Here is a 12,802-nt window from a genome sequence, read left to right on the forward strand (position 1 = left end):
AGCGTTTCGACTCCGCTCGCCTTGCGCTCGCTGCGCTCGACGCGAACGGCCTGGAGGGTCCTCTGCCCACGGGGAGAAGGGGGAAAGCGGCGCGTACCGGCCGACAAGTCGTTGCGGGGCTTTATTTTTTCCTGATTCCAGCTAGAATGCCCGGCTCCCGACGCGCGATGGCCGTTCCCGGCACCGATCCGACGTCGACGACTTCGCAAAATATCGAGCAAAAACAATGGTCAAGATTCGCCTTTCCCGCGGCGGTGCCAAGGGTCGCCCGTTCTACCACATCATCGTGACCGACGAGCGCAACGCGCGCGACGGCCGCAACATCGAGCGCGTGGGCTATTTCAACCCGATCGCGGCCGGCAAGGACGTGCGCCTCGAGCTCGACACTGCCAAGGTCAAGTCGTGGGTGGAGAAGGGCGCGCAGATGACCAACAAGGTCAAGTCGCTCTACAAGGAAGCGAACAAGAAGGCAGCCTGATCGCCGTGAGTGGGCCGGAGAAATTCGTCCTGCTCGGCAAGGTTGTCGGGGTTCACGGCGTACGCGGCGAGCTCAAGCTCGAGTCGTACACCGAGCCGAGAACGCAGATCTTCCGCTACTCGCCGTGGTGGATGCGATCAGCGGCCGGCGAAAGGATGATCGATGGTTGCCGTGGGCGTGCCCAGGGCAAGGGCATCGTCGCCGAGTTGCCCGGAGTCGATGACCGCGATGCGGCCATGGCCCTGCTCGGTGCGGAAATATGGGTCGCGCGTTCGGCGTTGCCGAAGGCGAAACCCGGCGAATACTACTGGTGCGATCTCGAAGGACTCGAGGTCGTGACGGTCGAAGGCACATCGCTCGGCAAGGTCTCGCATCTGGTCGCGACCGGCGCAAACGATGTGCTGGTCGTGAAGGACGCCGAACGCGAGCGGTTGATACCGTTCCTGGTCGGCCAGTTCGTGACGGAAGTGGATCTCGAAATCGGTCGCATCACGGTCGACTGGGACGTGGATTTCTAGGCTTGTATGGAAAAGTGCGTACCAGGACGTACGCTTCTTGATCGTCGCGTTCATGGATCAACGCACAAGCAGCACACATGGGAAGAGCGCGTTGCGTATTGACGTCATCACGCTGTTTCCGGACTTCATCGAAAGCTGTGCGCGGGTAGGAGTCGTAGGGCGCGCGCGGGAAAAAGGCTTGCTTGAGATCGCAAGCTGGAACCCGCGGGATTTCGCGACCGACAACTATCGCTCGGCCGACGACCGCTGCTACGGTGGCGGGCCCGGCGTGGTGATGATGATCGATCCGTTGCGCAAGGCGCTCGACAGCGCGCGTGCGGCGGCCGGATCGAGCGCTGCGAAAGTGATCTACATGAGTCCGCAGGGAGCGCGGCTCGACCAGGCCAAGGTGGCGGAGCTTGCGCGGCGCGATCACCTGATCCTGCTGAGCGGACGCTACGAAGGCGTGGACGAACGGTTTCTGGAGCATGCGGTCGACGAGGAGATTTCCGTCGGCGACTACGTGCTCTCCGGCGGCGAACTGGCGGCGGCGATCGTGATCGACGCGGTCGGGCGCCTGCAGGAAGGTGTACTGAACGATGCAGCATCGGCCGAGCAGGATTCGTTCTCGAACGGATTGCTCGACTGCCCGCACTACACGCGACCCGAGCGGCACGAATGGGGCGACGTGCCGGCGGTGCTGACTTCGGGCAACCACGCGGAGATTGCGCGCTGGCGCCTGAAGCAGTCGCTGGGGCGGACCTGGTTGCGCAGACCCGATCTGCTCGAACAGGTGGAACTGGACAAGAAGACGCGTGCGCTGCTGGTCGAGTTCCAGCGCGAGCACGAACAGAAGACGCCGGGCCGCGAACCCGGTGAATGAACAACAGACCTAGAGTGGTGAGTGTCATGAACCTGATCCAGCAATTCGAAGCCGCCCAGATGACCCGCTCGCTGCCGGAGTTCAGCCCGGGCGATACCGTGGTCGTCAACGTGAAGGTCAAGGAAGGCAACCGCGAACGCGTGCAGGCCTACGAAGGCGTGGTCATCGCGCGCAAGAACGCCGGCCTCAACTCCGCGTTCACGGTGCGCAAGATCTCCCACGGTACCGGCGTTGAGCGCGTGTTCCAGTCGCACAGCCCGACGATCGACTCGGTCGTGGTCAAGCGTCGCGGCAAGGTGCGCGGTGCGAAGCTCTATTACCTGCGCGGCCTCGAAGGCAAGGCAGCGCGCATCAAGGAAGATCTCGGCGCACACGTCAAGAAGGACTGACGCCAGCAACATCCGTCTTGGAGCATCGAGTCGCGTCTGTGCTCCTCGTCAGAGCGGCCGTCGGAAACGACGGCCGCTTTTTAATGTCCACGGATGGACGGCACACCGGTCCGCGGTCGCTCGCGGCGCCCGCGAACACCTCCCCCATCCATGGGGGGGGCGAAAATGCAGGAGCAATTTCCGGTATGTCCATGATGGACGGCACACCGGTCCGCGGTCGCTCCGGGCGCCCGCGAAAAGCGCGCTCTTGCGGTCCTCCCTGATCGCCGCTTCGGCATGAGCTATTCGCCGCCTTGGGACCCGCTTCGTCGTGGCGTTTTCGAAGCAGGGCTCAGCGACGACCGCCGCCACGGGATGCCTTGAACGATTGCGTTGCCGGCACCATTTCCGACGCACTCATCCGCGGAGGGAATCCATGACGAACGCCACCGAAACCCGTGCCTTCGAAGCCGAGGTTTCCCAGGTCCTGCACCTGGTGACCCATTCGCTCTACTCGCACAAGGAGATATTCCTGCGCGAGCTGGTGTCGAACGCTTCCGATGCCTGCGACAAGCTGCGCTTCGCCGCGCTGTCCGATGCATCGCTGACCGCCGATGGCGCCGATCTGCGCATAGACATCTCGTTCGACAAGGATGCGCGCACGTTGACGATCCAGGACAGCGGCATCGGCATGACGCGCGCGGAAGTCATCGAGAATGTCGGCACGATCGCGCGCTCGGGCACGCGCCGCTTTCTCGAATCGCTGTCGGGCGATGCGCGCAAGGACACGCAGCTGATCGGCCAGTTCGGCGTCGGCTTCTATTCCGCGTTCATCGTTGCCGACCGCGTCACCATGGTCACGCGCAAGGCCGGCACCGCGGCGTCCGAGGGTGTGCGCTGGGAATCGAGCGGTACCGGCGAATACACGCTCGAAACCGTCGACGCGCCGCAGCGCGGTACCCGCGTGACGCTGCACCTGAAGCCCGACGAAGACGAATTCCTCGATGGCTGGAAGCTGCGCGACCTCGTCAAGCGCTACTCCGACCACGTCGCATTCCCGATCCGCATGCCGGTGCAGAAGGACGGCAAGCCGACCGACGAGTTCGAGACGGTCAACCATGCGGCCGCGCTGTGGACGCGTCCGAAGGCCGAGATCACCGACGAGGAATACCAGGCGTTCTACAAGTCGCTCTCGCACGACTACAACGACGCGATGGCGTGGTCGCACAACCGCGTCGAAGGCTCGCAGAGCTATACCTCGCTGCTGTACGTGCCGGAGAAGGCGCCGTTCGACGCCGTCTTCAGCGGTCGTGACGAACGCCAGGGCCTGAAGCTCTACATCCGCCGCGTCTTCATCATGGACGCGAGCGAGCAGTTGCTGCCGGCCTACCTGCGTTTCGTGCGCGGCGTCGTCGATTCCGACGACCTGCCGCTCAACGTCAGCCGCGAGATCCTGCAGGACAACCGCCTCGTCGCGCAGATCCGCAGCGCCTGCGTCAAGCGCACGCTCGACCTGCTGGAAAAAACCGCGAAGGACGAACCGGAGAAGTACCAGCAATTCACCGGCGCGTTCGGCAACGTGCTGAAGGAGGGTGTAGCCGAGGATGGCGCCAACCGAGAGCGCATCGCCAGGCTGCTGCGCTTCGCCTCGACGCACGGCGACGACGCCAGGAAGACCGTCGCGCTCGACGACTATATTGGCCGCATGCAGGCCGGTCAGGACGTGATCTGGTACGTCACCGCGGATTCGCACGCGGCGGCCAAGGGCAGCCCGCAGATCGAGGGCCTGCGCGCGAAGGGCGTGGAAGTGTTGCTGCTCAGCGACCGCATCGACGAGTGGATGATCGGCTACCTCGGCGAATATGCCGGCAAGAAACTGCGCAATGCCGCCAAGGGCGAACTCGACGTGGCCGACGGCGCGGACAAGGAACGCCGCGAGAAGGCGGCGGAGGAAGCGAAGCCGGTCATCGAGAAGCTCGCTGCCGCGCTCGGCGACCGCGTCGGCGAAGTCCGCGTCAGCCACCGTCTGACCGAATCGCCTTCATGCATCGTGCTCGGCGAGTACGACATGGCCCTGCACATGCAGCGTCTGTTGCGCGAAGCCGGCCACGAAGTACCCGACAGCAAGCCGACACTCGAGATCAATCCTGCGCACGTGCTGGTGCAGCGCTTCGCCGCGGAAGCCGATGCGGGCCGCAGCGACGACCTTGCCAGCTTGCTGTTCGAGGAGGCGCAACTCGCCGCCGGCGACCAGCTTGCCGACCCCGCGGCATTCATAGCGCGCATGAATCGTTTGCTGACGGCCTGACGTCCACGCCGATACCGCAAAGAGGAACGGCGGCCGGTGCGAACCGGCCGCCGTTCTTTTTTCGTTGGAACTGCCTGTTACGGCGTGTAGCTCGGCGTCAGCGTGACGCCCGAGAACGTCGAATAGGCGTTGATGCGCACGTGGTACGTGCCGGTCGTCGGCGAGGCAAACGCGCAGGTTTCGCTGTTGCCGCTGAGATATGGGCGGCACAGGTAGCTCGACGTCGTCGGCGCGGCGCTGAGCTGCACGTACAGGTCCGCATCGCCCGAGCCGCCCGCCATGACGAACTTGAGGTTGGTCGCGCCACTTGGCACCACGAGCGTGTAGTCGGACGTCCAGTTGCCGGCGGTCGCGCCGAGCCCGGTGACCGGCACCCCGTTCGACAGCGCCGTGCCGCCACCACCGCCGGTCGTGTAGCTGCCGGTGAGGCTCATGCCGCTGAACGTCGCGTACGCGTTGATCATCACGTAGTACGTGCCGGCCTGTGCGGTCGCGATGCTGCAGGTTTCGGCATTGCCCGTCGCCCACGAACGGCAGTCGTAGCTCGACGTCGTCGGCGCGGAGCCGAACTTCACGTAGAGATCGCCGTCGCCGCTGCCGCCCGAGGTGACGAACTTGAGGTTCGTCGCGCCTGCCGGAACGACCATCGTGTAGTTGAGCTTGTTGCCGGTCGTCGCGGTCAGGCCGGTGACGGCTACGCCGTTCTGCAGCACATTGCCACCGGTGGGCGCGACCGTGACCGAGCTGGTCTTCGTGTTCGTCGCGCCACCGTTGTCGGTGACCGTGAGCGAGACGCTGTAGGTGCCGGCACTCGCGTACGTGTGGCCCGGGTTGGTTGTCGTCGACGTGGCGGCGTCACCGAAGTTCCACGAGCGCGAGGCGATCGTGCCGTCGCTGTCGGTGGAACTGTCGGTGAATGTCGCGACGAGGCCGCTGGTGGTGAAGCTGAAGTTCGCGACCGGCGGCGTGTTGGTGGGCGAGCTGACCGAGACCGACGTGGTCTTGGTGTTGGTGGCGCCGCCGTTGTCGGTGACCGTCAGCGACACGCTGTAGGTGCCAGCGTTGGCGTAGGCGTGGCTCGGGTTGGTCGCGGTCGAGGTGCCGCCGTCGCCGAAGGTCCACGAGCGCGAGGCGATCGTGCCGTCGCTGTCGGTGGAGCTGTCGGTGAAGTTGGCGGTGAGGCCGCTCGTCGTAACGCCGAAGTTCGCGACCGGCGGATTGTTCGTCGTCGGCGTGCCGGTGAAGTTCTTGCCGCTGACGTTCGCACCGCCGATCGTGACGCTGCTGTTCGCCGGCGAGAACGCGTAGCCGGAGAGGCTCGGCGTCAGGGTGTAGGTGCCGTTGGCCAGGCTGCCGAGCGTGTAGGCGCCGCTCGAATTCGTCGTCGTGCTGGCCGCACCGGTGCTGATCGTCACGCCCGCGATGCCGACGCCGGTGCCGGTCGTGACCGTGCCCGACACCGACCACGTGCTCGGTGCCGCGCCGCAATCGTTGAACTTGAAGTCCTGGATGCGCGTGTTCCAGCTGCTCGCCGGGCGGTACATGCCGACCATCCAGAACGTGCAGTCGTCGGTGGGGTCTACCGCCATCTGGAAATAGTCGCCCCAGCGGCCCGACGTTTCGGCGGCGGCGCCGGCTGCGACGGTATTCTCGCCGAGCGTCATCACGCCGGCGGCGTCGGACGCCTTGCGACCGGTGTAGCCGAGCGTCGCGTAGATCGTCGGCGAGCTCGTCTTGGTGACGTTGTAGCCGAGGCCAATGTTGCCCTTGTTGTCGGTCGCGATCGAGCCTTCGAGGTGGTTGGTGCTGGTGTCGCCGGGGCCGAACGTGCCTTCCTGCTGCAGCGTCCAGTTGCCGCCGCCGGTGCGGCGCAGCTCGAACCAGCGGATGCCCGCGTTGACCGTCGTGCCGCTGCGCGCCGAGTTCATGTTCGTCGCGAACTGGCCGACGATCGATTCGTAGGTGCCGACATTGCGGTAGACGAGCGAGTTGAGGATGACTTCGCGAATCGGGTCGAGCAGTGATGTCGAGCCCGGCTGCGGTACCGTCGCGAACGTCGAGTAGTCGCGGAACCAGCTGTTGAATTCGCTGATCGTGATGCGCGGCAGGGTGGTGATCGCGCTGTTCGCCGGCGTGCTCCAGTCGAGGTTGACCGAGTACAGGTCGATGAAGTCGTGGGTGGTGTCCGCCGAGGCACCGGCGTGCGCCTCGTCATCGTTGTGGCGCGCGAGGATCTGCTGCGTGCCCGCGGGCGGAGCATGCGCACTGTCACCCATGAACGACGCCGGTGTCAGCGCCTGGAAGCCGTAGCCGGCCAGTTTCGGCACGCTGACAAAACGCTGCTGCGCGCGCGCGGTCGCACCGTTGAGCATGTTCGCGCGGTCGTAGGCGTACGCGGTCACGTTCGCCGCGCCTTCGTTGTCGGTGCAAACGTAGGCATTGGGCCAGATGCCGCAATGCGGGTAGTCGTTCTGCGTCGGCGTCGAGAAGCCGTAGAACCACCAGCCGCCAGAGACCGGGTTTTCGGTCTTGGAAACATAGATGCACATCTTGGCCGCCGACGAGGTGCCGCCCATCTCGAGCAGGAACCAGCGATTGGCGAGGCGATCGAACAGCACGATCGGATCGCTGACCGACGTGCGGCAACCGTCGCCGGCCGGCGCGAGCGAAGAGAATGTCGTCGGTCCGGCAAGCTTGGTGCCGCTCTTGTCGTACACCGTGAAGTTGGTGCCGCTGCTGCCGTTGATGCCGTAGACGATGTAGTTCGCGCTGACATCGACGACCGGATCGCCCGGCGATACGCCGGTGGAACCGTTGTTGATGCTCACGCGCCCCTGCGCTCCGGCCTGCGTCGCCGACGCCGGTGCGTTGTCGTCCCACAGTTTCTGCAGTTCGGGCAGCCGATCGGGCGCCGCTTCCATCCACGCCGGCGCAGCGGGATTGCGCTGGTCGAGCGGGAAGAACTGGCGCTTGTGCGCTTCCTTGATCGCCATTCCCGCCCGCCATTCCGGCACGACCGGCAACTGGCGAAGGTCGACGTCGATGCTGATCGGCGTGACCGGTTCGCCGACTTCGACGCGCGCGTCGCTCGCGCGCGTGGAATCGGCGGCCTGTCCGATGCCGGACAGCAATAGCGACACTGCTGCTGCGGCGAGTACGGTCCTCAAGCGATTCATTTCGAAATCCCTCCTGCGGAATGTCTGTTGTGACCCGGGTTCGGTGCCGACATCCTTGGACCTGCGCAGCCCGCTTGCGGGCGATGCTCAGTCACTGTCGTTGTCCTCGTACTCCTGATCCGCGGGCTTGCCGCCCAGCGGTGTGAATGCGCTCCGGCGCAGCAGGCGGATTTCGCCGCGCCGGCTTTCCACGGTGATGCGGGCGTCGTCGTCGCCGATGGTCGTGCGTGCGCGCTTGTTCGGTTCCTGGTTCGCGAGAGGTTCGACGTCGAGCGAGAACTCGGTGGCGAACACGCCGGACGTCGCGAGTTCGAGCGTGGCGTCAAGGTGATCGTCGACCGCGAGCACGACGTTGCCGGTGGTGGTGGCGAGGACTTGCCGCGACGCTTTCGGCGCCGTGTTGAACGACGCCTCGATCGATCCGGTTCCGGTCTTTGCCTGGACGCGCCCCTGCGTACCACGGATGGCGATGCCGCCGGAGACGCTCTCCAGGTCGATGTCGGCGCGAACGCCATGGCTTTCGATGAGTCCCTGTTCGGTATGCACCGAGACCGCATGGCCCCGCGGAATGAATGCGACGACGTCGAGGCGTTGTCCCTCGGCGGCGATCGCGCCGGCGGGAAGGCGCGGCGCGAAGCGGTAGCGCCCGGAGTCGTCGTCCGGCTGCACGGCGATCGGCGCCGCATCCTCGGGCTGCTGAAGCACCGCATGGATTTCCAGCTCGTGCGCGAAGCCGCCGAAGCGCAAGCGCACGTCGCCATAGGGATTGTCGATCGTGACGGCCTGGCCGTCGACGAGAGTTGCACTGAAGTCGAGGCGTTGCGGCTGCGCGGATTCGGGCGCTGGCATCGCCGCGACCGGCGACGCAGGGGGAACTGTCGGCGCCGCAGAGCGGCCGGCATCGACATGCGCACATCCGTGCAGCGCGGCGAGCGCTGCGGCGAACACAAGCGTCCTCATCAGCCTCTCCCCAGGCGTTGGAAGACATGTGGAAACGTCCGCGGGCCGCGCTGCGCGCGTGCCGGCCCTCACCGGCACTACGCCCTTGGACTGATGTTGCGTAGGTCTAACGGCCCAAGCATGCACAGATCACGGCAGGATTACAATCGGGAACTCGCGGGGCGGACCCGAAGCGTGAGCGGGTTCGCAGCTTTGCCATCCCGGGCATCACGGGTCGGATTTCGAGCAGCGCGGGCAAGGATGTCCGGGAGCCTTGGCACGCGCGTGCTACCATCGATCGACCAGGCCGTTTGGCCGTCCAAACACAAGGGCGACATGCAGATCGAAACCAAGCTGCCGAAGGTCGGCACCACGATCTTCACCGTGATGAGCCAGCTCGCGATGGAGCACAAGGCGATCAATCTCGGTCAGGGCTTCCCGGATTTCGACGGACCGCCGGCATTGCGCGAGGCGCTCACGCGCGCGATGGCCGAAGGTCGCAACCAGTATTCGCCGATGACCGGCGTGCCGGCACTGCGCGAGGCGATCGCGCGCAAGACCGAGCGCCTGTACGGCTGCAAGGTGAATCCGGACACGGAAGTCACGGTGACCTCGGGTGCGACCGAGGCGCTGTTCGCGGCGATTGCCGCAGTCGTGCGCAGCGGCGACGAAGTCATCGTGCTCGACCCGTGCTACGACAGTTATGAGCCGGCGATCGAGCTGAACGGCGGACATGCGGTGCATGTCGCGCTCGATCCACGCGATTTCTCGCCGGACTGGCAGCGCATCGCCGATGCCGTCACGCCCAGGACGCGCATGATCCTCGTCAACACGCCGCACAATCCGTGTGGCGCGGTGTTCAGCGCCGCCGACATCGAGGCGCTCGCTGCGCTCGCGCGCAAGCACGACCTGTTCGTACTGTCGGACGAGGTCTACGAGCACATCGTGTTCGACGGCGCCGCGCACCAGAGCGTGCTGCGCCACGCAGAGCTGGCCGCGCGCAGCTTCGTCATCAGTTCGTTCGGCAAGACCTACCACTGCACCGGCTGGAAGGTCGGCTACTGCATCGCGCCGCGCGCGCTGTCGGCCGAGTTTCGCAAGGTGCACCAGTACCTGACGTTCTGCACGTTCACGCCGGCGCAGTGGGCGCTGGCGGAGATCATCGAGAACGATCCGCAGCATTACCTCGACCTGCCGGCGTTCTACCAGGCCAAGCGCGACCGCTTCCGCGACCTGCTGGCAGGTTCGAAGTTCGAGTTGCGTGGCGTTGGCGGCGCATATTTCCAGATCGCCGACTATTCGGCGCTGAGCACGGCCGATGACCTCGCGTTCTGCGAATGGTTGGCCAAGCACGGCGGCGTGGCGGCAATTCCGATCTCGGCGTTCTACGAGACTCCGCCGGCCGGACAGCAGCTGGTGCGATTCTGTTTCGCCAAGAGCGACGCGACGCTGGAACAGGCCGCGGCGCGCCTGAAGGCGCTTTAGCACCAACGCCGCTCGTGACGAGTGCAGCGGAACGGAGTCGCACGGGGTCGAAACACCGGAGCATGTCGTGTGCTGGCTGTTCGACTCCGCGCCTTCGGCACAGCGCTCGGACCGAACGTCATCTTGGAACGCTGGGAATGTTGCACACTCGCTGTTCGAGGCTCCGCGCCTTCGGCGCTGCACTCGTACCGAACGGAGTCTGATGCCCATGATGAAGCAACTATTGCGTGTGTCCCTCGTGCAAGGCGCGACGCGCTGGCACGATGCTGCCGCGAACCGCGACTACTACGGCGCGCTGGTGCGTCCGCTGCGGGGGCAGACCGATCTCGTCGTGCTGCCCGAGACGTTCCTGTCCGGCTTCACCAACGAGGCGCTCGGCAATGCCGAGGCGATGGACGGCGAGGGCCTGCGCTGGCTGCGCGCGCTCGCAATCGAGGTTGGCGCGGTCGTGACCGGCAGCCTGGTCGTGCGTGAAGGCGAGCGTTGCGTGAACCGCCTCGTGTGGATGCGCCCGGACGGCACCCACGTGCATTACGACAAGCGTCATCTGTTCCGCATGGCCGGTGAGCACGAACGGTATGCGGGCGGCAACGAACGCGTCGTGGTCGAGCTTGCGGGCTGGCGCATCTGTCCGCTTGTCTGCTACGACCTGCGTTTCCCGGTGTGGTCGCGCAATCGATACGATCGTGCCGTCGGTCGCTTCGATTACGATCTCCTGGTCTACGTCGCGAACTGGCCGAGTGCGCGCCGCCATCCGTGGCGCAGCCTGCTCGTCGCGCGCGCGATCGAGAACCTGTGTTTCTGCGTCGGCGTCAATCGCGTCGGTGTCGACGGCAACGAGTTGCACTATGCCGGCGACAGCGTCGCGCTCGATTTCGTCGGTCAGCCGTTGGTGGAGCTGGGTGCGCAGGAGCAGGTCGTGACCGTTGCGCTCGATCCGGCGGCGCTCGCCGCACATCGCCAGCGCTTTCCGGCCTGGATGGATGCCGACGAGTTCACGATTACCGGGTAAGAATGCGGCGAGCGATTGCCGCGCGCAAATACCGTTCGCCGCCGGATCAAGTCCGGGGCAGGCTCGGAGCGTAGGGGCGCAGGGCCGGAGTCAACGGCGTTTTCGCAGGACCGGCGTTTCGACTTCGCTCACCGCGAACGGATGGGGGACCCGCGCGCTTTCCTCACGCCGCGATCGCGGCAAGCTCACGCGAGATGATTTCGCGTTCCGCTTCGGCGCGGTGCGCGAATGAACCGAGCAACGTCTGCGACTCGGGCGCAAGTACTTCGTACCACTGGGTCGCGATGTCGCCGCGTTCGTCGAGCGTGAGCACCCGCTCGATGCGGTAGCCGAGCACGTTGACTTCGGTATGGCGCTGGTCGCGCATGGTCGGGGTCTCCGTCAGGGGTTTCGCGCAGCTTACCCAGCGACGGTGTGCTTCCGGTTAACCTGATGTTGCAGACCGGTTAACCGTGTCCTCTGCCGCGCGATATGCGGCGCGGAGCAGCTCGTGGAAATGGTGCACGCCGCTCTCGCGTTTCGGGTTGAGTCGTCCGGCGACGTAGGATCCTGAGGCAAGTCCGCGCTGCACCTGCTCGCAGATCGCCACGTCCTCCTTCTGCACCACGTCGCTGAAGACGAGGTCGCGTTGCTGGCGTTCGGCAGCGTCGGAGCCGGGCGGATAGTAGAAGTCGAATTCGACGCGGCAGCGATTGCCGGGCAGTGGCAGTACGCGGTTCGTCTGCAGGCGACCGGGCAGGATATTGAGCATCGTGTTCGGCCAGATCCAGTAGTACAGCGCCTCGCCATTGCCATACAGGTCGCCGGCGCTTTCCAGCGGACTCCATTGCAGCGAGTGCCAGCGCGCGAGTTCGGTGACGTAACTGCGATAGTCGAGCATCCGGTTCAATTCCGGATGGATGTGCGGAACGTGGTAGCCCTCGAGGTAGTTGTCGATGTAGATCTTCCAGTCGCAGTCGATGTCGTAGGCGACGCGGCGCTGCAACGCGTAGCCGGCGAGCGCTGCGTCGCCGATGCGCGCGTCGATGCCGTGCAGCAGTTCGCGCAACGGTGGTGCGTCGCCGAGCGCGACGAACACAAGGTCGCGCCAGCAGGCGACGTGCGCTTCCGGCAGGCGCACGGATTCCACGTGGAAGTCGCACGCGGCATCCATTTCGGGCGCGCTGAGAAGGCGTCCATCCAGCGCGTAGGTCCAGCCGTGGTAATGGCAGCGCAGGCGCTTGGCGGCGCGACCGTCGCACAGCGCGAGTGGTCCCGCGCGATGGCGGCAGACGTTGTGCAAGGCGCGCAGTTCGCCATCCTCGCCGCGCACGATCATGAGCGGCACGCCGGCGACTTCGGTCACGACATGGTCGCCGACGCCTTCGAGATGCGAGCGGTGCGCGGCGAGCTGCCAGCTGCGCGCCAACACCGCGCGACGGTCGAGCGCTTCGGCGTCGTTGCCGACGTAGCGGTGCGCCGGCAGCGCAGATGCATTCGCGAGCGGTTGCGCTGCAAACTCGTGCGGTTGCGGGTTCGACATGCGGCATCCACGGGTGGCGACGGCGACCAGTATCTTGGCCTGCATCGGCGCGCGCAACGGGCTTTTGAGGGCCGAGCGCCGAGAAGCATCGCGGCTTCCGCCGCTTCCGCCGCTTCCCGATACCTCCTCCGGCA

General features: G+C 65.7%; 11 protein-coding genes. 7 read left to right on the forward strand and 4 right to left on the reverse strand.

Annotation, left to right across the window (positions count from 1 at the left end):
- Positions 1-226: 226 nt before the first annotated feature.
- From rpsP to htpG, 5 genes are all read left to right on the forward strand, one after another.
- Positions 227-478, forward strand: coding sequence for a 30S ribosomal protein S16 (rpsP, locus tag ACILRJ_RS09925; RefSeq protein WP_395682897.1), 252 nt, complete (start codon positions 227-229; stop codon positions 476-478).
- Positions 479-483: 5 nt separating this feature from the next.
- Positions 484-996: a ribosome maturation factor RimM gene (gene rimM, locus ACILRJ_RS09930; RefSeq protein WP_395682899.1), complete on the forward strand. Its 513-nt coding sequence runs from the start codon at positions 484-486 to the stop codon at positions 994-996.
- 91 nt (positions 997-1,087) lie between these two features.
- Positions 1,088-1,858 carry a tRNA (guanosine(37)-N1)-methyltransferase TrmD gene (gene trmD, locus ACILRJ_RS09935; RefSeq protein WP_395682901.1) on the forward strand — a complete coding sequence of 257 codons (771 nt, stop codon included), beginning with the start codon at positions 1,088-1,090 and terminating at the stop codon, positions 1,856-1,858.
- Between the two features lie 26 nt (positions 1,859-1,884).
- Positions 1,885-2,247, forward strand: coding sequence for a 50S ribosomal protein L19 (gene rplS / locus ACILRJ_RS09940; protein ID WP_395682903.1), 363 nt, complete (start codon positions 1,885-1,887; stop codon positions 2,245-2,247).
- 415 nt (positions 2,248-2,662) lie between these two features.
- Entirely contained in the window at positions 2,663-4,534 is a 1,872-nt protein-coding gene (htpG, locus tag ACILRJ_RS09945; RefSeq protein ID WP_395682905.1) for a molecular chaperone HtpG, read from the forward strand.
- A gap of 77 nt (positions 4,535-4,611) precedes the next feature.
- Here htpG and ACILRJ_RS09950 read toward each other — a convergent pair whose 3' ends face one another.
- Together ACILRJ_RS09950 and ACILRJ_RS09955 are read right to left on the reverse strand one after the other, a co-directional pair.
- Positions 4,612-7,710, reverse strand: coding sequence for a PKD domain-containing protein (locus ACILRJ_RS09950; RefSeq protein ID WP_395682907.1), 3,099 nt, complete (start codon positions 7,708-7,710; stop codon positions 4,612-4,614).
- A gap of 87 nt (positions 7,711-7,797) precedes the next feature.
- Positions 7,798-8,670, reverse strand: coding sequence for a DUF4097 family beta strand repeat-containing protein (locus ACILRJ_RS09955; protein ID WP_395682909.1), 873 nt, complete (start codon positions 8,668-8,670; stop codon positions 7,798-7,800).
- Between the two features lie 315 nt (positions 8,671-8,985).
- Between ACILRJ_RS09955 and ACILRJ_RS09960 the strand changes: the two genes are divergently transcribed.
- The gene (locus ACILRJ_RS09960; protein WP_395682911.1) at positions 8,986-10,134 is read left to right on the forward strand and encodes a pyridoxal phosphate-dependent aminotransferase; all 1,149 of its coding nucleotides are present in this window, start codon (positions 8,986-8,988) and stop codon (positions 10,132-10,134) included.
- Between the two features lie 208 nt (positions 10,135-10,342).
- On the forward strand, positions 10,343-11,146 hold the full coding sequence (locus tag ACILRJ_RS09965; RefSeq protein WP_395682913.1) for an amidohydrolase: 804 nt from the start codon (positions 10,343-10,345) through the stop codon (positions 11,144-11,146).
- A gap of 163 nt (positions 11,147-11,309) precedes the next feature.
- On the opposite strand, the gene ACILRJ_RS09970 is transcribed toward ACILRJ_RS09965, so the two are convergent.
- Together ACILRJ_RS09970 and ACILRJ_RS09975 are read right to left on the reverse strand one after the other, a co-directional pair.
- Complete coding sequence (locus tag ACILRJ_RS09970) at positions 11,310-11,513, reverse strand: hypothetical protein (protein WP_395682915.1); 204 nt, start codon at positions 11,511-11,513, stop codon at positions 11,310-11,312.
- A gap of 57 nt (positions 11,514-11,570) precedes the next feature.
- A complete protein-coding gene (locus ACILRJ_RS09975; protein ID WP_395682917.1) occupies positions 11,571-12,668 on the reverse strand; it encodes an aromatic ring-hydroxylating dioxygenase subunit alpha in 1,098 nt (365 codons plus the stop codon).
- Positions 12,669-12,802: the final 134 nt, after the last annotated feature.

It is taken from the genome of Dokdonella sp. (assembly GCF_044227025.1).
Lineage (GTDB): Bacteria > Pseudomonadota > Gammaproteobacteria > Xanthomonadales > Rhodanobacteraceae > Dokdonella_A.